The sequence below is a fragment of the Pseudomonas fluorescens genome, assembly GCF_902497775.2.
Lineage (GTDB): Bacteria > Pseudomonadota > Gammaproteobacteria > Pseudomonadales > Pseudomonadaceae > Aquipseudomonas > Aquipseudomonas putida_F.
Genome location: NZ_OZ024668.1, coordinates 1,284,803 through 1,303,613, shown reverse-complemented (window position 1 = coordinate 1,303,613; position 18,811 = coordinate 1,284,803). Strand labels below are relative to the sequence as shown.

Genomic DNA, 18,811 nt, shown 5'->3' with positions numbered 1-18,811 from the left:
CCAGGCCCCGGTTTCCATCCAGCGAAGCGTTAAACGCGTTCGAAGACGGTGGTGATGCCTTGGCCCAGGCCGACGCACATGGTCGAAACGCCGAGGGTCCCGCCATTCTGCTTCATGACGTTGAGCAGAGTGCCGGAAATCCGCGCACCGGAGCAACCAAAAGGATGGCCCAGAGCGATAGCGCCGCCGTGCAGGTTAACCTTCTCATCCATCTTGTCGAGCACTTTCAGATCCTTCAGCACTGGCAGGGCCTGTGCGGCGAAGGCTTCGTTGAGCTCGAAGAAGTCGATATCGGCAATCGACAGACCCGCGCGCTTGAGCGCTTTCTGGGTCGCCGGAACCGGGCCGTAGCCCATGATTGCCGGGTCGACACCGGCCACGGCCATGGAACGGATCACCGCCAGAGGCTGGATACCGAGGTCCTGGGCGCGCTGGGCCGACATGACGATCATGCACGAAGCGCCGTCGGTGATCTGCGACGACGTACCGGCCGTCACGGTACCACCTTTAGGGTTGAAAGCAGGCTTGAGGGCCGCCAGGCTTTCCAGGGTGGTGTCCGGGCGAATGGTTTCGTCGTAGTCGAAGACCTTGAGGAAGCCATTCTCGTCGTAGCCCTGCATCGGGATGATCTCATCCTTGAACTTGCCTTCGACCGTCGCCTTGTGGGCGAGCTGGTGCGAACGCAGGCCGAACAGGTCCTGCTGCTCACGGCTGATGCCGTGCATCTTGCCAAGCATTTCGGCGGTCAGGCCCATCATGCCCGAGGCCTTGGCGGCGTACAGCGACATGTGCGGGTTCGGATCGACACCGTGCATCATGCTGACGTGGCCCATGTGCTCGACACCACCGACGACGAAGACATCACCGTTGCCGGTCATGATCGCTTGTGCTGCGGTGTGCAGCGCGCTCATCGACGAGCCGCACAGACGGCTGACGGTCTGGCCGGCGGCGGTGTGCGGGATCTGGGTCATCAAGGATGCCATGCGGGCGATGTTCCAGCCCTGCTCCAGGGTCTGGTTGACGCAGCCCCAGATGACGTCTTCGACTTCGCTTGGGTCGACCTTGCCATTGCGCTCCAGCAGCTTACTGATCAGGTGCGCGGACATGTCTTCGGCGCGGGTATTGCGATGCATGCCACCCTTGGAGCGGCCCATCGGGGTGCGACCGAAGTCGACAATCACCACGTCTCTTGGATTCAGGCTCATATATTCACTCTCGCTCTATATCGTTGGGCGCTTAACCGAAGAAGCTCTGGCCACTCTTGGCCATTTCACGCAGCTTCGCGGTGGGGTGATACAGCGGACCCAGATCGGCGTACTTGTCGGCCAGGGCAACGAATTCGGCTACACCGATCGAGTCGATGTAACGCAGCGCGCCGCCACGGAAGGGAGGGAAACCAATACCGTAGACCAGGCCCATGTCGGCTTCGGCAGCGGTATCGACGATGCCGTCTTCCAGGCAGCGAACGGTTTCCAGGCACAGCGGGATCATCATCCAGTTGATGATGTCTTCGTCGCTGACTTCACGCTGCTCGTAGACGATCGGCTTGAGCACTTCGAGGACTGCCGCGTCAGCGACTTTCTTCGGCTTGCCGCGCTTGTCGGTCTCGTAGGCGTAGAAGCCCTTGCCGTTCTTCTGGCCCAGGCGCTTGGCTTCGTACAGCACGTCGACGGCCGAACGGCGGTCGTCCTTCATGCGGTCCGGGAAGCCTTCGGCCATGACGTCACGGCCGTGGTGACCGGTGTCGATACCGACCACGTCCATCAGGTAGGCCGGGCCCATCGGCCAGCCGAATTTTTCCATGATCTTGTCGATGCGCACGAAGTCGACACCGGCGCTGACCAGCTTGGCAAAACCGCCGAAGTACGGGAACAGTACGCGGTTGACCAAAAAGCCCGGGCAGTCGTTGACCACGATCGGGTTCTTGCCCATCTTCTTGGCGTAGGCCACGGTGGTAGCGACAGCCACTTCGCTGGACTTCTCGCCACGGATGACTTCGACCAGCGGCATCATGTGCACCGGGTTGAAGAAGTGCATGCCGACGAAGTTTTCCGGACGCTTGAGGGCCTTGGCCAGCAGGTTGATGGAGATGGTCGAGGTGTTGGAAGCGAGGATTGCGTCTTCCTTGACCTGGCCTTCCACTTCAGCCAGCACTGCTTGCTTGACCTTGGGGTTTTCAACCACGGCTTCGACGACGATGTCGACGTTGCCGAAGTCGCCGTAGGACAGGGTCGGGCGAATCGCGTTCAGCGCTTCGGCCATTTTCGCCGGGGTCAGGCGGCCTTTTTCAACGCGCTTGCCGAGCAGCTTGGAGGCTTCGTTCAAGCCCAGCTGGATGGCGCTTTCGTTGATGTCCTTCATCAGGATCGGGGTGCCCTTGACCGCCGACTGGTAAGCGATGCCGCCCCCCATGATGCCGGCGCCGAGTACGGCGGCCTGCTTCACGTCGTGAGCGATCTCGTCATGGGCCTTGGCTTTGCGCTTGAGCTCCTGATCGTTGAGGAACAGGCCGATCAGGCTCTCGGCAACCGAGGTCTTGGCCAGTTTGACGAAGCCTGCGGCCTCGACTTCCAGGGCCTTGTCACGACCGAAGTTGGCGGCCTTCTGGATGCTCTTGATCGCTTCGACTGGCGCCGGGTAGTTCGGGCCAGCTTGACCGGCAACAAAACCTTTGGCGGTTTCGAACGACATCATCTGCTCGATGGCGTTGAGCTTGAGTTTTTCCAGTTTTGGCTGGCGCTTGGCCTTGTGATCGAGCTCGCCGCTGATGGCGCGCTTGATCAGGTCCAGGGCTGCAGCCTGCAACAGCTCAGGAACCACCACGGCATCGACGGCGCCGACTTTCAGCGCGTCTTCAGCACGGTTTTCCTTGCCGGCGGCAATCCATTCGATGGCATTGTCGGCACCAATGATGCGCGGCAGGCGCACGGTACCGCCAAAGCCCGGGTAGATACCCAGTTTGACTTCCGGCAGGCCGATCTTGGCGCTGGTGGCCATGATGCGGTAGTCGGCAGCCAGGCACATTTCCAGACCGCCGCCCAGGGCGATGCCATTGATCACAGCAACGGTCGGCACGGCCAGGTCTTCGAAATCGCTGAAAATCCGGTTGGCTTCCAGGTTGCCAGCGACCAGTTCGGCCTCGGGCAGCTTGAAGTTATCGACAAACTCGGTGATGTCCGCGCCGACGATGAACACGTCCTTGCCACTGCTGACAATCACGCCTTTGATCGATGCGTCGGCTTTGATGGTGTCTACGGCCTGACGCAATTCGTTCAGGGTAAGACGGTTGAACTTGTTGACGGACTCACCCTTGAGGTCGAACTTCAGTTCGACGATGCCGCTTTCAAGAGCCTTAACCGTGATGGCTTTACCTTCGTAAATCATCAACTGATCTCCACGATATGGAAGCTGAACTGTACACGCCGATCGCTGGTGAAAGGCCCGGCCGGCCATTGGCCGTTGTTGCCGAACCCTTGCTCCAGGCACACCCGCCAGCGCGATAGTCGGGATTCTGTAAGAGCCGTCTGACAATACAAACGCTCAATTCATACGCCCGTTTGATTTGGGTATGCACACATTCAACGAAAAGATCGCCGTTGTCAAATACCCAAAAGCACCGTGAAAACGCGACTTTGCGGTCATTTCCTGCTGACAGGGGGCAAACAGCCGCGCCGCTGATGGCGCGCCATTCATTGCCGCGATAGTGGTCAATGGCTTACACGCCGCGATCATCGTTCAACGCGAAAAAACCGGGGGATATGCAGCAGAGAGTCGCGAGATGACTACACTGGGAGGGATTGAAACATTACACCGGCCTGCCTGGCCTGTCCGCCCGATCTGCGAATCGGGCTTTTTATTGATGGCAATCAGGCCAAGGCTTTCAGCACTTCGGCAATATCCTGCAATACAGACGTTTCGCCCCGCTCCCCCCAATACAGCGCCACCATCTGCGGGCCTGCCTCGACCTTGTAGACGCTCTCTGGCAAGCGCGCCAACTGCTCGGCATGCACAGCATCGGTGCAAGGCTCACGCCACTGGTTGAGCCACACGCCTGGGGTGGTCTGCCAGTAGCACCAGCTGTCGCTGCGCCCTTGGCGCCGGGGGCGCAAGTACTGCGCACAGGGGCTTGGCGGCTCCTTGGGCAGCCAGTGCGGCCACTCCTGGGGCGCCAGTTGCATGGCCAGGCCCATGCGCCGCGCTTCCATGCGCAGAGCCATCTGGCCGCTCTGCTTGCGCGAGGGACGCAACCAAGCCAAAGGGCTGAGAATCAGCGCAAGGATTGACACCACTACCCAGACCGTCATATCTGTTGTTCCCATAAAGCTTTGCAAATGAGCTGGTTAGCCGTGGTTCGAAACGATCAGCCTGAAACCGACCATACTTGAACTATCGCGACTGTCAGGAGAGCTTCTCATGCCCTACGAACACATACTGGTTGCCGTCGACCTGACCGAAGAATGCGACCCGGTCATCAAACGTGCCATGAAGCTGGCTGAACCTACCGGTGCCAAGGTGTCACTGGTGCACATTGTCGAACCCATGGCCATGGCCTTTGGCGGCGACGTGCCAATGGACCTGTCGCAGTTGCAACAGCAACAGTTCGACCAGGCCAAGGAGCGCATGGACCGCCTGTTCAACAAGTACCCGGAAATCAACCGCGGCGATTCGCACCTGACCTACGGTCAGCCACGCCAGGAAATCCACCAGTTGGCCAAGGACCAGAAGTGCGACCTGATCGTGGTCGGCAGCCATGGCCGCCACGGCCTGGCCCTGCTGCTGGGCTCCACCGCCAACGACGTACTGCACGGCGCACCTTGCGATGTGCTGGCGGTACGTCTGCAGAAAAAAACCGAGTAAGACCCTGGCGGGCCCGGCGCAGGTTCATGCGCCGGGCCCTGCCCTTCAGCTGTCGAGTTCAGCCCAGCGCTCGACCAGCACATCCAGTTCAGCCTGCAGTTTCTCCAGGCTTGCCAGTACAGCGCTGGTCTGCTCGATCGGGCGCTGATAGAACGCCGGGGCAGAAATTTCTTCCTGCACCGCCGCCATCTTCTGCTCCAGTGCGTCGATCTGGCCCGGCAAGGCTTCCAGCTCACGCTGCAGCTTGTAGCTGAGCTTCTTCTTCGGCGCTTCAGCCGCTGCTGGCTCAGGGGTCACAGCCTCGACCACAGCAGTGTTGAGCTCGGACTTGCCCGACTTGCTCTCGGTCACGCCAAGCAACTTCGGCGAACCGCCCTGGCGAATCCAGTCCTGATAACCACCGACGTACTCGCGCACCTTGCCCTCGCCTTCGAACACCAGGGTGCTGGTGACCACGTTGTCGAGGAAGGCCCGGTCGTGGCTGACCATCAGCACGGTGCCCTTGAACGCCGACAGCACTTCTTCGAGCAGCTCGAGGGTCTCGACGTCGAGGTCGTTGGTCGGTTCGTCGAGCACCAGCAGGTTGGCCGGCTTGCTGAACAGCTTGGCCAGCAGCAGGCGCGCACGCTCACCACCAGACAGCGCCTTGACCGGGGTACGAGCACGCTGCGGGCTGAACAGGAAGTCGCCCAGGTAGCTCAACACGTGACGGCTCTGGCCATCGATGTCGATGAAGTCGCGACCTTCGGCAAGGTTGTCGATCACGGTCTTTTCCAGGTCCAACTGATGGCGCAGCTGGTCGAAATAGGCCACTTCCAGGCGCGTACCGGACTCGACCTTGCCGCCGGTGGGCTCAAGATCACCAAGCATCAGCTTGAGCAAGGTGGTCTTGCCGGTGCCGTTGGCGCCGAGCAGGCCGATGCGGTCTTCGCGCTGCAGGACCATGGAGAAGTCCTTGACCAACTGCGGACCACCTGGGTGGTTGAAGCTGACGTTTTCCAGGACCATCACCTGCTTGCCGGATTTCTCCGCGACATCGAGCATGATGTTGGCCTTGCCCTGGCGCTCGCGACGTTCGCTGCGCTCGACGCGCAGGGCCTTGAGGGCACGCACGCGGCCTTCGTTGCGGGTACGCCGGGCCTTGATGCCCTGGCGGATCCAGACTTCTTCCTGGGCCAGTTTCTTGTCGAACAGAGCATTGGCGGTCTCTTCAGCCGCCAGTGCCGCTTCCTTGTGCACCAGGAAGCTGGCGTAGTCGCCGTTCCAGTCGATCAGGCCGCCGCGGTCCAGCTCGAGGATGCGCGTGGCCAGGTTCTGCAGGAAGGAACGGTCGTGAGTAATGAACAGCACGGCGCCGCCGAACCCGCTGAGGGCATCTTCAAGCCAGGCAATGGCGCCGATGTCCAGGTGGTTGGTCGGCTCGTCGAGCAGCAGCAGGTCGGGCTCGGACACCAGTGCCTGGGCCAGCAGCACGCGGCGGCGCCAGCCACCGGAAAGCTCGGCCAGGGTCTTGTCGGCCGGTAGTTGCAGGCGGCTCAGGGTGCTGTCGACCAGTTGCTGCAGGCGCCAGCCATCGCGCGACTCAAGGTCGTGCTGGACGTGCATGAGCTTTTCCAGGTCGGCATCGGTGTGGATGTTCTGGCTCAGGTGGTGGTATTCGGCCAGCAGGGCGCCGACGCCATCCAGGCCTTCGGCCACCACGTCGAATACGGTACGGCCGTCGGCCACCGGCAACTCCTGCGGGAGCTCGCCAATCTTCAGCCCAGGGGCACGCCAGACATCGCCTTCATCAGGCTTCTGATCGCCCTTGACCAGGCGCAGCATGCTCGACTTGCCAGTGCCGTTGCGGCCGATGATGCACACCCGCTCACCACGGGCGATCTGCCAGGACACCTTGTCCAACAACGGCGTGGCGCCGAACGCAAGGGACACATCGCTTAATTTGAGCAGGGTCATGATCTTCTCCAAAAACCGGGCGCGCATTCTACCCGACTTGGGCCGGCTTCACATTAGGCAGAGCGTCCTACAGCACCTTCCGACGACAGGCCCCTTCTTTACAACCAGATACAAGCACAATGCTTTCATCCGCCTGCGGCAACCGGCTAAGCTAAGGCAATGCAACTCCAACAGTGCTGGCTTCGCCGTCACTTTTCATGGTCAAACTGCCCGGAAGTCTCATGCGCAGCCGCCTGTTCCGCCTAGTATCCAGCCTGCTTCTCACTGCCTCGGCAGTGGGTGTTGCCCAGGCCACCGACATCACCCAGCAACGTCAATATTACGATGAAGCCAAACGCGCCCTGGCCAAGGGCGACAAGGGTCCGTACCTGCGCTATGCCGATGCCCTGCGCGATTATCCGTTGACGCCTTACCTGGCCTACGACGAACTGACCGCCCGGCTTAAAGGCGCCAGCAACGACGAAATCGAGAAATTCCTCGCCGCCCACGGCGACCTGCCCCAGGCCAACTGGATGAAGCTGCGCTGGTTGCGCTGGCTGGCCGAGCGTGGTGACTGGGCGACCTTCACCAAATACTACGATCCGAAGCTCAATTTCACCGAACTGGACTGCCTCAACGGCCAGTACCAGCTCAGCCATGGCCTGCGCGCCGAAGGCTACGCCAGTGCCGAGAAGCTCTGGCTGGTTGGCAAGTCGCAACCGGCAGCCTGCGATGCCCTGTTCGAACGTTGGGCCGCCGAAGGCCAACTGACCGAGCAAAAACGTTGGGAACGCGCCAAGCTGGCGGCACAGACCCGCAACTATGCGCTGGCCAACACCCTGGTCAAGAGCCTCAACACCCTGGCGCCACAAGGCCGCCTGCTCATCGACGTGGCGCAAAAACCCGAGCTGCTCAACCAGCCCGGACGCTTCGCCCCGGTCAACGAGGCGATGTCCGACGTGGTCAGCCTGGGCCTGCGCCGCCTGGCCCGCCAGGATCCGGAGCGGGCCATGAGCCTGCTCGATGACTACGCCAACCGCATGCACTTCTCCCGTGACGAGAAAGTCGCCATCGCCCGCGAAATCGGCCTGACCCTGGCGCGTCGCTACGACCCGCGGGCGCTGGACCTGATGACCCGCTACGACCCGGAGCTGCGTGACAACACCGTCACCGAGTGGCGCCTGCGCCTGCTGCTGCGCCTGGGCCGCTGGGAAGATGCCTACGAGCTGACCAAACGCCTGCCGCAAGACCTGGCCACCAGCAACCGCTGGCGCTACTGGCAGGCGCGCAGCCTGGAGCTGGCACAACCGAAGAACCCGCAGATCCCGCTGCTGTACAAAACCGTGGCCCGCGAGCGCGACTTCTACGGTTTCCTCGCCGCCGACCGCTCGCAGACGCCTTACCAGTTGAACAACAAGCCGCTGGTGCTGAGCCAGCAGCTCGTCAGCAAAGTCCGCAACACCCCGGGGATCAAGCGCGCGCTGGAATTCCACGCCCGCGGGCAGATCGTCGATGGTCGCCGCGAGTGGTACCACGTCAGCCGTCATTTCAACCGTGACGAGATGGTCGCCCAGGCCAAGCTGGCCTACGACATGCGCTGGTACTTCCCGGCAATTCGCACCATCAGCCAGGCCAAATATTGGGACGACCTGGACATCCGTTTCCCGATGGCCCACCGCGACACCCTGGTGCGCGAAGCCAAGGTGCGCGGCCTGCATTCGAGTTGGGTGTTTGCCATTACCCGCCAGGAAAGCGCGTTCATGGAAGATGCCCGCTCCAGCGTCGGCGCCAGCGGCCTGATGCAACTGATGCCGGCCACCGCCAAAGAGACCGCACGCAAGTTCAGCATCCCGCTGGCTTCACCGGCGCAGGTGTTCAACCCGGACAAGAACATCCAGCTGGGCGCCGCCTACCTGAGCCAGGTGCACAGCCAGTTCAACGGCAACCGCGTGCTTGCCTCCGCCGCCTACAACGCCGGCCCCGGCCGTGTGCGCCAGTGGCTGCGCGGCGCCGACCACCTGAGTTTCGACGTTTGGGTCGAGTCGATCCCGTTCGACGAGACGCGTCAGTACGTGCAGAACGTACTGTCGTATTCGGTGATCTACGGGCAGAAGCTCAATTCACCGCAGCCGCTGGTGGATTGGCATGAGCGGTATTTTGACGATCAGTGATTGATGCCATCGCGGGGCAAGCCCGCTCCCACAGTGCAATGTTGTGGGAGCGGGCTTGCCCTGCGATAGAAGTCCACAGCCGAACTACTCCAGCACCGTCACCGCCATCCCCACCTCAAGCACCCCCGCCCCATCTGCCACCAGGTTCTGGCCAAACAGCACATCCCCTTCCTTCTGCCGATAGGTTCTGAGGGTCGCCAGTGGCTCGCGATCCGGGCTGCGCTCGCCGGTCTGCGGGTCGATGGTGGTCATGATGCAGCGCTCGCAGGGCTTGAGCACACGGAACTCGACTGCGCCGATACGGATGCGCTTCCAACCATCCTCGGCAAAGGCATCACTGCCCTCCACCACCAGGTTGGGACGAAAGCGCAGCATCTCCAACGGCCGCCCGACCTTGGCGACCAGGTCATCCAGCGACGCCTGGCCAATCAGCAGCAACGGGAAACCGTCGGCGAACGCCACACGGTCGCTGTTCAAACCATAACCATTGGGTAGGTAACGCGCGCGTTGCTCGGGCACATGCACCAGGCGCACTTCCTTGCCGATGAACTCGCTGAGCCACTGGGCAGCGGCGTCGCCGGCATCCGGCACGCGAAACGTATCGCGCCAGATGGTGATGCCGCGCAGGTCGCTATCGGGGTGCGGCACGGCAACGTGCAAGGCGGGGTAGCCCGGCGCCTGCAGGATGAGGCTGCCATCGGCATGGTGCAAGGCTGCCAGCTGACTCATCTGCGGGTACATGCGCTGGGTCAGGAAACGCCCATTGTCGCGTTCCACCAGCAGCCAGCGGCGGTCCCCGCTCAAGCCCAGAAGGTCCAGCGAGGAAGTCTGCAGCGCCTCGCCGCGCGCTGATTTGAGCGGGTATCGGTACAACGCACTCAGGCGCATCATGACCTGCCTTGTGTCGGTTAAAACCCTAGCTTATACCGACTCAGGCCGTGGCTTCATCCAGCATCAGCCGTTGGCGCACGACATCGACCAGTTTGTCGGGCTGGAATTTGGACAGGAAGTTGTCGCAGCCAACCTTCTTCACCATCGATTCGTTGAAGCTGCCCGACAGCGACGTGTGCAGCACCACATACAACGAACGCAGGCGCGGGTCGTTGCGGATTTCGGTAGTCAGGCGATAACCGTCCATTTCCGGCATCTCGGCATCGGTGAAGACCATCAGCAGCTTCTCGCAGACATCCTCGCCGGCATCGGCCCAGCCCTTGAGCATGCGCAAGGCCTTGAGGCCATCACTGGCCACGTGCATCTTCACCCCCAGTTGCGACAAGGTGTCGCGCAACTGTGCCAGGGCTACGGTGGAGTCGTCGACCAGCAACACTTCGCGACCGCGGGCACGGGCCAGCACCGGATCTTCGAGCTTGTCGCGCGACACCTTGGCGCTGTACGGGACGATTTCAGCCAGCACCTTCTCGACGTCGATGATTTCCACCAGTTGCTCGTCGACCTTGCTGATCGCCGTCAGGTAATGCTGGCGACCGGCGCTGGTCGGCGGCGGCATGATGGCTTCCCAGTTCATGTTGACGATGCGGTCGACACCGCCCACCAAAAAGGCCTGCACCGAGCGGTTGTACTCGGTGACGATGATGGTGCTGCCCGGGCCTGGCTCCAGCGGACGCATGCCGATGGCCTGGGACAGGTCGATCACCGGCAGGGTCTGGCCACGCAGGTTGACCACGCCGCAGACGTACGCATGACGCTGCGGCATCAGGGTCAGCTTGGGCATCTGTAGCACTTCCTGGACCTTGAACACGTTGATCGCGAACAATTGCCGGCCCGCCAGGCGGAACATCAGGATTTCCAGGCGGTTCTCGCCTACCAGCTGCGTTCTTTGGTCTACCGTGTCGAGAATGCCAGCCATCGAAGAGCCCCCAGATGTGTCGAAAATGATCCCAATGGCCCTGTATCGGCCGTTTACCGCAGAGCTTGACCCCTTGAAGAAAATGCTCTGCAGCCCATTGATGTCATTTTACCATCATGCTTTACTGCGCTCACCTCTCCGCGGTTGCAAACACCCGCAAAGGGTCGTATCGAAACCACCGTATCAGGGAATCCCCTAGTGACAATCGGGTGAGACCTGATGTTCGCAATATCCATTAGCCATTAATGTGACGCCATTCTCATTGCATGAACGGAGTCAGGCTTTTGTCAGCGATCGCCTCATGGTGGCCAGCCCCTGCTCCAGCCTTTCGCGCTGGAGCCAAATGATGGCTAACGACGCACTGCACAACAGCGCCCTGCAGGATTTCCTGATCGACGCTCAGGTGCTGCTGACCAAGGCAGAAGAATGCCTGCTGCACCTGCAACTGATCGACAACGATCCGGATGCCTGCCACTGCCTCAACGATACCCTGGCGACCCTGGTGGAACGCGCGCAGGCCCTTGGCCTGGTCGAAGTCGCGGCCTACAGCCAGCAATTGCAAGCGCTGCTGGAGCCGGCGCAGGCGCAACCGGCGCTGCAAGGTGAAGCCCTGCAAGCCCTGGAAAGCTGCCTGACCCTGCTGGCCTGGCAATTGGAATTGATCGATCCGCACACCGGCCGCCTGAGCCTGGACACCGAGGAACAGGTGCAGTTGCTCGACACCCTGGCCAGCGCCCTGAGCCCGCAAGACGCTCTGGCCTGCGCCTCATGCATCGAAACCCGGCACACCTGCGAACACCCCGCCCCGTCACTGACTGCGCCTGACGCCGCGCATGTCACTGCACTTTCTTCGCCAATCAGGGGCAACTAAGGGACATAACAACACTGCCCTGATGAAGATAACCAGCCTTTTGACGAGTGCACACTAAGCTCAAACTTAGTGTATTTTCCGGCACCTCTAATTGCCTGAAAGAAACACTCCGTTTAATTGATATCGGACAAAAATACTGTTCCGCAAACTGATGGCAAAGTGCTAGATTCGAAGGCAATCGGAACCGCCGTGCCAGCCCGTAAAATCTGGCTATTCAGTCAGTTATCAGAGTTCGCGACCAATTGTATTTGAAGTGATACCATGCGCGCTGATGAACACCTGCAGCGCACCCGGATCCACAAGATGCCGAGCGCAGACTTTCATCCCCGTAACCCCAGCGCCGGCATTTAAACGTTATTGAAGGCAATTCGACAAAAGCCTCTAGTTCGACCTTTGCAAGGCTTTCAACAGCGATATTTCAGTGGCTTCATTTTCTATGTTCTCAAGCCTCAAGACACTCAAGTGCTGGCGCCCCGGAGCCGCTCTGTTGCGCTGGGCGACCGCCCTGCTGTGCCTGGCTTCGGTTGCCGTCAACCTGGCCTTGTACCTGCTTGAGCGACCGCTGCCGGCGGCGGCCCTGGCCCTTCAGCTGATTGCCCTGCTGAGCATTGCCTGGCAACTGCGCCAGTGGGCGCGTTCGATTGCCCTGCGCCCGGCGGAACTGGCCGACCGGCTGCTCAAGGTGCAGGAAAGCGAACGCCAGCGCCTGAGCCGCGAACTGCACGACGACATTGGCCAGTTGCTGACTGCCGCCAAGCTGCAAGCCGACTGGCTGCAACGCCGCGCCCCGGCCGAACTGCAGGAGCACTGCAGCACCTTGCGCAGCACGCTGGACGATACCCTGGCCAACGTGCGCGATGTCACGGCGATCCTCAATCCAAGGCAATTGGCCAGCCTGGGCCTGGAGGCCAGCCTGCGCGCGCACCTGCTGCGCGCCCTGGAAAACACCGACGTGCACTGGAGCCTGGAGTGCCGCCAGCGCCTGGGCGGCCTTCCCGAAGACATGGCCATTGCCGCCTTTCGCATCACCCAGGAGGCGGTGACCAACATCCTGCGCCATGCCAAGGCCAAGAACCTGATGGTGCGCATCCAGCGTCAGCCCGAAGGCCTGGCGCTGTCGATCAGTGATGACGGCCTGGGCTTTTCGCCTGCCAGCAGCCCGGCCGATGAAGGCCAACGCGGCATGGCCGGAATGCTCGAGCGCGTCGGCCTGCTCAATGGCACACTGTCGGTCAACAGCCAACCCGGCCTGGGCACCCAGATCGACGCCCTGTTTCCCTGGCCTGCGCGCACCCTTGAACGCGCCAAGACAAGTAACGCCCCATGACCTGTACATTGCTGTTGGTCGATGACCACTCACTGATCCGCGCAGGAGTTCGCGCGCTGGTATCCGACATACCCGGTTATGCCGTGATCGGCGAAGCCAACGACGGCAGCCAGGTGCCCGAACTGGTCATGAAACTGGACCCGGACATCGTCCTGCTGGATATCTCCATGCGCTGCACCAGTGGCCTGGACGCCCTGGCCCGCTTGCGCACCGCTGGCTGTCGCAGCAAGGTGCTAATCCTTTCCATGCACACCGACCCGGAGCTGATCATGCAGGCGCTGGAAAGCGGCGCCCATGGTTATCTGCTCAAGGACACCACTGCCACCGAGCTTGAGCAGGCCCTGGCCGCGCTGCGCGGCAACGAGCGCTACCTGAGCCCGGCGATTGCCCACACGGTGATCAACCAGGCGCTGCTGCGTGCCCAGTCGAACAAGCCGGAAGCGGCCGAAAAGCACAACCTCACCGCCCGCCAACTGGAAATCCTGCGCCTGATCGTGCGCGGCAAATCGACGCGGGAAATCGCCCAGGGCCTGGGCCTGAGCATCAAGACCGTGGAAACCCACCGCTCGCAGATCATGAAACGCCTGCAGATCTACGACGTCGCTGGCCTGGTGCTGTTTGCCGTGCGCGAACAAATCATCAGCCTCGACGACTGAGCAGCGGCGAATCTGCTGGCAGGTGCACGCGCAAAGCCGCCGGCAGCGCCTGAAAGCGCAGGTCGTCGCCCTGCAGCGGCTCGCCATCGAGGTTGATGTCCAGGCCTTGCGAGCTCTTGATCTCGACCCACGGCAGGCGCGCACGAACAAACATGCTGTCCAGCCCGAGACCATCGCTGAGCAAGCCGCGCAAGGTACCGACCACTTCCTGGGGCGCTGGCAGGATGCTGATATCGAGCAAACCATCATCGACGTGCGCCTGCGGGCACAGCACGTGCCCGCCTCCGGCCTGTCGACCGTTGCCGATGCCCAGCGCCAGCAGCTCGCCCTGCCATTGAAAATCCGGGCCATGCAACTCGACCGAAGCGGCGCGCAGCTCGCTGAAGCGCGACAGCCCGGTGAACAGGTAGGCCGCAGCGCCGAGGACCTTTTTCAGGTCTTCGGAGGTGTTGGCGGTGACCTGGCTGCCGAATCCACCGGTAGCCATATTCAGAAAAACCTGCCCACCGACCTCGCCCAGGTCAATGGTCTGGGCGGGCACCTCCAGCAACGCCAGGGCCTGTGCCGGCTCCAGCGGCACGCCGGCGGCCCGGGCGAAGTCATTGGCGGTGCCCAGCGCCAGCAACACCAGGCTGGCGTCGGTATCGGCACGGGCCATGGCCTCGGCGACATCGCGCAAGGTGCCATCCCCCCCCGCAGCCACCAGGTGCGGATAGCCGGCTGCCAACGCTTCTTCCACCAGACGCTGGGCGTCACCGGCCTCCCAGGTCAGGCGCACATCCAGCTGCCAGCCACGCTCACGCATGGCGGTCACGGCTGCGCGTACCTCCTCGTTCATGGCCTGCTTGCCATGCAGGATCACCAATGCCTTTTGCTGCGCCATGTGTGCGTTCCCCAAAGAATTGAGCGTCGAGTATCTCGACCTTTTCTTACGTGCCTTTACTGCATCACCGTTAACGTTTCAGCAGAAATTCGCACACGATTCACACAAATATCATTGAAAGCTTCGTCGCCGAGGGGCATCATTCGACAAATATTTGGCCTTCATGGACGACGCCAGTGGTAAAAGTCAGTTTATTGACTCATTGCGCAAAAGCCTGCCAGGTTGCTCTGTTTACTTTTGCCGCACTGCCCAGGCAGTGCCCCTGACTCGAGGCTGTGAGATGAGTGTTCTGATCCCTTGCATCATCGCTGGCGGCGCCGGCACCCGCCTGTGGCCGGTTTCGCGCGAAACCATGCCCAAGCCGTTCATGCGCCTGCCCGATGGCCAGAGCCTGCTGCAAAAGACCTTCGCCCGCGCCAGTCGCCTGGCTGATGTCGAGCGGGTCCTGACGGTGACCAACCGCGAGGTGTTCTTTCGCACCCAGGACGAGTTCCGCCAACTGAACAAGGCCAACCTGGCCCTGGACTACATCCTGGAACCCTTTGGTCGCAACACCGCCGCCGCCATCGCCGCCGCCGCCCTGCACTGCGCCCGCCTGTATGGTGAAGATGCGCAATTGCTGGTGCTGCCTGCTGATCATCTGATCAGCGACCTCAACGCCTTCGACCAGGCTGTCAGCCAGGCCCGCTCGCTGGCCGCCCACGGCTGGTTGACCACCTTCGGCCTGGTGCCGACCCGCGCCGAAACCGGTTTTGGCTACATTGAAAAAGGCCAGGCTCTGGACGCCAACGGCTTCAAGGTCGCACGCTTTGTCGAAAAGCCCGACAGCGACACCGCCCAACAGTACCTCGATGGCGGCCAGCACCTGTGGAATGCCGGAATGTTCTGCATGCGCGTCGATGCCATTCTGCACGAACTGGAACAGCACGCCCCGCAACTGCTGGCGGCGGTCAACCACTGTTTGGCCCAGAGCCCGTGCAAGGAAGGCGCACGCGAGTGCCAGGTGGAGCTGGACCCGGACAGCTTTGCCCAGGTGCCGGACATTTCCATCGACTATGCAGTGATGGAAGTCTCGCAGCAGGTCGCGGTACTGCCCAGCCAACTGGGCTGGAGCGATATCGGCAGCTGGGAGGCAGTGCGTGAACTCAAGGCCGGCGACCATCAGGGCAACCGTTGCACCGGCGAAACCGTGCTGCACGATGTGCGCAATTGCTACATCGACTCGCCACGACGCCTGGTCGGCGCGGTGGGCCTGGACAACCTGATCATCATCGACACCCCCGATGCCCTGCTGATTGCCGATGCCGCACGCAGCCAGGAGGTCAAGGTGATCGCCCAGCAGCTCAAGCGCCAGGGCCACGACGCCTTCCGCCTGCACCGCACCGTCAACCGCCCGTGGGGCACCTACACCGTGCTCGAGGAAGGCCCGCGGTTCAAGATCAAGCGCATCATGGTGCGTCCCGAGGCCTCGCTGTCGCTGCAGATGCACCATCACCGCAGCGAGCACTGGATCGTGGTCAGCGGCATGGCCTGCGTAACCAACGGTGAAGAAGAGTTTCTGCTCGACACCAACGAATCGACCTTCATCAAACCCGGGCGGGTGCACCGCCTGACCAACCCGGGCGTGATCGATCTGGTAATGATTGAAGTACAAAGTGGCGAATATCTGGGCGAGGACGACATCGTGCGCTTTACTGATATCTATGGACGCGCCCCGGAGCCAGCCGCAAGCTGACTGCCACGACGCGTCCATTTTTATTTGCATGCCGTTACCCGCCTGAACACAGAGGAAAGGGGTCATGCGCGTACTGTGGACACTACCTTACCTGCCCTGGCCGACCACCAGCGGCGGTAAAACCCGGCAATACCACCTGCTGCGCAACCTGGCGCAGCGCGGTCACCGCATTACCCTGCTGGTGCAGTCGAAAATCCCTCCCAGCGAGGCGGCACGACAGGCGTTGGAGCCCTTGCTCGAACGCCTGATCGTGCTGCCCAGGCGCCCCTTGCACAGCCCGCTGAACCTGCTGGCGGCGATCTACGCCAGCTACCCGATGCGCGCCAGCATCAATGGCCTGGCGCCGCACCTGCGCCACTGCTTCGAGCAATTGCTGGAAGAGTCCTGGGACGTCATCCAGATCGAACACAGCTACAGCTTCCAGCCGTTCGAGAAAGCCCTGCAGGCGCGCGGACTGCCGTTCGTGCTCAGCGAGCACAATATCGAATCGATCAACGGCGCCGCCTGTCATGACCGTTTGCCGTTGTGGCTGCGGCCATTCAATGCCTTCGATCGCTGGCGCTATCGGCGCTGGGAAAACCGCGTACTCAGCCAGGCTCATGAAGTGGTGGCGGTCAGCGCGACGGACGCCGAGCACATCAGCCAGGCGACCGGCTCGGCGGTTTCGGTGGTGATCAATGGCGTGGATTGCGCGCATTACCAGGATATCCAGCCATCGCTGTGCAGCCAGCGCCTGCTGTTTGTCGGCAACTTCGAGTACGGCGCCAACCTCGAGGCCATCGAATGGGCACTGGAGGACATTCTGCCGCAAGTCTGGCTGAGCAACCCGGCGGTGCGCCTGGCAGTAGTTGGCCACGCCCTGCCGCCCAGCTGGAAGTTGCGCTGGCCTGACCCGCGGATCGAATGGATCGGTTACCTGCCTGACCTGCGCGAGCTGCAACGCAACTCGGCGATCTTCTTTGCGCCACTGCGTTATGGCGGCGGCTCAAAGATCAAGGTACTGGAAGCCATGGCTGCCGGGCTGCCAGTGGTGACCACCGCCAAGGGCGTGTCAGGCCTGCAGGTGATTCAGGGCGAGCATTACCTGGCCAGCGAAGACGGCGATCAGTTGGCGTTGATGATTACCCAGCTGCTCAATCAACCCTGGCGGTTGCGCCAGCTGTCGCAAGCGGCGCGTGAGTTTGTCTGCAGCCGCCACGACTGGAGCATCGCCGCAGCCCAGCTGGAAAGCGTGCATGCGCGCCCCAGCCTGCGCGCGCCGAGTGGTGCCGCCCTGATCGACGGCACCCTGCTCAGCCGTTCAACCAAGTAGCTCGCTCAAGGGAATGAACTGCACGATATCGCCCTTGCCCGGGGTCTGGCCCTCACGGACTTCGACCAGCCCCTGGGCCCAGGCGGCGCTGCGCAGCACCCCCGAACTCTGGTTCTTGTAGATCAGCGCACTGCCCTGCTCCAGACGGCCACGCAGGTACTCGCGGCGGCTGCCGGCCTTGGGCCAGTCGAAACCTGCGGGTACCGGGAACTGCAGCGGCGTGACCTCGGCAACGCCCTGGCGGCGCAGCAGGTAAGGCCGGGTCAGCAGGCCGAAGGTCACCAGGGTCGAAGCCGGATTGCCCGGCAGGCCGATGACCGGCACACCTTTGTAATGACCGAATGTCAGCGGTTTGCCGGGCTTGATCGCCAGCTTCCACAACGACAGCTCACCCTCTTCACGCAGGGCGATACCCAGGTAGTCCGCCTCACCCACCGAAACGCCTCCGGTGGAAAGAATCAAGTCAACGTCCTGCAACCCGGCCAGACAATTGCGGGTTTTCTCCAGGTCGTCGGCAAGAATGCCGGCATCGATCACTTCGCAGCCCAGGCGTTGCAGCCAGCTGCCGAGCAGCCGCCGGTTACTGTTGTAGATCTGCCCGGGGCCCAAGGGCAAACCGGGCTCGACCAATTCGTCACCGGTGGACAGCACCGCTACTTTCACTCGCCGTACAACGGTCAATTCGGCGCAGCCCAGTGACGCGGCCAAGCCCAGCTCGATGGGCCCAAGGCGCGTGCCTGCAGCCAATACCGCTTCGCCCACCCGGGTTTCCTGCCCTTGCGGGCGAATGTTCTGACCGATGCGCAGTGGCTCGGTGAAGCGCACGCGCTGGTCGCCCAGGACCTCGGCGTTCTCCTGCATTTCGACGCAGTCAGCCCCCACCGGCAACGGCGCACCGGTGAAAATCCGCGCGCAGGTACCAGGCTGCAGCGGCTCGGGCGAATGCCCGGCAAAGACCCGCTGGCTGACCGGCAATGGCTCGCCCGTCCAGTCGGCCAGGCGCAGCGCGTAACCGTCCATGGCACTGTTGGGCCAGGGCGGCAGGTCGAGGCTCGACACCAGTTCGTGGGCCAGCACGCGACCTTCGGCGGCGGCCAGGGCGACCTGCTCGCTGCCCTTGATTGGCGCAGCTTCGGCCAGCGCCAGCAGTTTTTCCAGGGCTTCTTCAACCGGCATCAGTGGACTGTGCATGGGCGC

15 protein-coding genes are annotated in these 18,811 nt (G+C 62.2%); 7 read left to right on the top strand and 8 right to left on the bottom strand.

Going from position 1 to position 18,811, the window contains the following annotated elements:
- Window positions 1–29 precede the first annotated feature (29 nt).
- The 3 genes from fadA to F8N82_RS06100 all read right to left on the bottom strand — a co-directional run bounded on the left by fadA (window position 30) and on the right by F8N82_RS06100 (window position 4,304).
- Window positions 30–1,205, bottom strand: coding sequence for an acetyl-CoA C-acyltransferase FadA (gene fadA, locus F8N82_RS06110; RefSeq protein ID WP_038994328.1), 1,176 nt, complete (start codon window positions 1,203–1,205; stop codon window positions 30–32).
- A gap of 31 nt (window positions 1,206–1,236) precedes the next feature.
- On the bottom strand, window positions 1,237–3,384 hold the full coding sequence (fadB, locus tag F8N82_RS06105; protein ID WP_038994327.1) for a fatty acid oxidation complex subunit alpha FadB: 2,148 nt from the start codon (window positions 3,382–3,384) through the stop codon (window positions 1,237–1,239).
- Window positions 3,385–3,866: 482 nt separating this feature from the next.
- Window positions 3,867–4,304: a hypothetical protein gene (locus tag F8N82_RS06100; RefSeq protein ID WP_038994326.1), complete on the bottom strand. Its 438-nt coding sequence runs from the start codon at window positions 4,302–4,304 to the stop codon at window positions 3,867–3,869.
- 109 nt (window positions 4,305–4,413) lie between these two features.
- Here F8N82_RS06100 and F8N82_RS06095 point away from each other — a divergent pair, with 109 nt between their 5' ends.
- Window positions 4,414–4,857, top strand: coding sequence for a universal stress protein (locus F8N82_RS06095; RefSeq protein ID WP_038994324.1), 444 nt, complete (start codon window positions 4,414–4,416; stop codon window positions 4,855–4,857).
- 45 nt (window positions 4,858–4,902) lie between these two features.
- Here F8N82_RS06095 and F8N82_RS06090 read toward each other — a convergent pair whose 3' ends face one another.
- Window positions 4,903–6,813: an ATP-binding cassette domain-containing protein gene (locus F8N82_RS06090; protein WP_038994323.1), complete on the bottom strand. Its 1,911-nt coding sequence runs from the start codon at window positions 6,811–6,813 to the stop codon at window positions 4,903–4,905.
- Window positions 6,814–7,034: 221 nt separating this feature from the next.
- Here F8N82_RS06090 and F8N82_RS06085 point away from each other — a divergent pair, with 221 nt between their 5' ends.
- The gene (locus F8N82_RS06085) at window positions 7,035–8,963 is read left to right on the top strand and encodes a transglycosylase SLT domain-containing protein (protein ID WP_038994321.1); all 1,929 of its coding nucleotides are present in this window, start codon (window positions 7,035–7,037) and stop codon (window positions 8,961–8,963) included.
- 84 nt (window positions 8,964–9,047) lie between these two features.
- On the opposite strand, the gene F8N82_RS06080 is transcribed toward F8N82_RS06085, so the two are convergent.
- Together F8N82_RS06080 and F8N82_RS06075 are read right to left on the bottom strand one after the other, a co-directional pair.
- A complete protein-coding gene (locus F8N82_RS06080) occupies window positions 9,048–9,854 on the bottom strand; it encodes an MOSC domain-containing protein (RefSeq protein WP_038994320.1) in 807 nt (268 codons plus the stop codon).
- 40 nt (window positions 9,855–9,894) lie between these two features.
- A complete protein-coding gene (locus F8N82_RS06075) occupies window positions 9,895–10,830 on the bottom strand; it encodes a chemotaxis protein CheV (protein ID WP_038994319.1) in 936 nt (311 codons plus the stop codon).
- Window positions 10,831–11,173: 343 nt separating this feature from the next.
- On the opposite strand from F8N82_RS06075, the gene F8N82_RS06070 reads away from it, so the two are divergent.
- From F8N82_RS06070 to F8N82_RS06060, 3 genes are all read left to right on the top strand, one after another.
- Window positions 11,174–11,701, top strand: a complete 528-nt coding sequence (locus F8N82_RS06070) for a histidine kinase (protein WP_371857222.1) — start codon at window positions 11,174–11,176, stop codon at window positions 11,699–11,701.
- Window positions 11,702–12,137: 436 nt separating this feature from the next.
- Window positions 12,138–13,028 carry a sensor histidine kinase gene (locus tag F8N82_RS06065; protein ID WP_038994317.1) on the top strand — a complete coding sequence of 297 codons (891 nt, stop codon included), beginning with the start codon at window positions 12,138–12,140 and terminating at the stop codon, window positions 13,026–13,028.
- Window positions 13,025–13,684, top strand: a complete 660-nt coding sequence (locus F8N82_RS06060; protein WP_038994316.1) for a response regulator — start codon at window positions 13,025–13,027, stop codon at window positions 13,682–13,684. The genes F8N82_RS06065 and F8N82_RS06060 overlap by 4 nt, the downstream gene beginning before the upstream one ends.
- On the opposite strand, the gene yegS is transcribed toward F8N82_RS06060, so the two are convergent.
- Complete coding sequence (gene yegS / locus F8N82_RS06055) at window positions 13,668–14,567, bottom strand: lipid kinase YegS (protein ID WP_038994315.1); 900 nt, start codon at window positions 14,565–14,567, stop codon at window positions 13,668–13,670. The two genes, F8N82_RS06060 and yegS, sit on opposite strands and share 17 nt — an antisense overlap.
- Before the next feature lie 280 nt (window positions 14,568–14,847).
- Here yegS and F8N82_RS06050 point away from each other — a divergent pair, with 280 nt between their 5' ends.
- Together F8N82_RS06050 and F8N82_RS06045 are read left to right on the top strand one after the other, a co-directional pair.
- The gene (locus F8N82_RS06050; RefSeq protein ID WP_038994314.1) at window positions 14,848–16,302 is read left to right on the top strand and encodes a mannose-1-phosphate guanylyltransferase/mannose-6-phosphate isomerase; all 1,455 of its coding nucleotides are present in this window, start codon (window positions 14,848–14,850) and stop codon (window positions 16,300–16,302) included.
- A 64-nt stretch (window positions 16,303–16,366) separates the two neighbouring features.
- Entirely contained in the window at window positions 16,367–17,614 is a 1,248-nt protein-coding gene (locus tag F8N82_RS06045; protein ID WP_038994313.1) for a glycosyltransferase family 4 protein, read from the top strand.
- Here F8N82_RS06045 and glp read toward each other — a convergent pair.
- Window positions 17,603–18,805, bottom strand: a complete 1,203-nt coding sequence (gene glp / locus F8N82_RS06040; protein WP_038994312.1) for a gephyrin-like molybdotransferase Glp — start codon at window positions 18,803–18,805, stop codon at window positions 17,603–17,605. The genes F8N82_RS06045 and glp overlap by 12 nt on opposite strands.
- Window positions 18,806–18,811 lie beyond the last annotated feature (6 nt).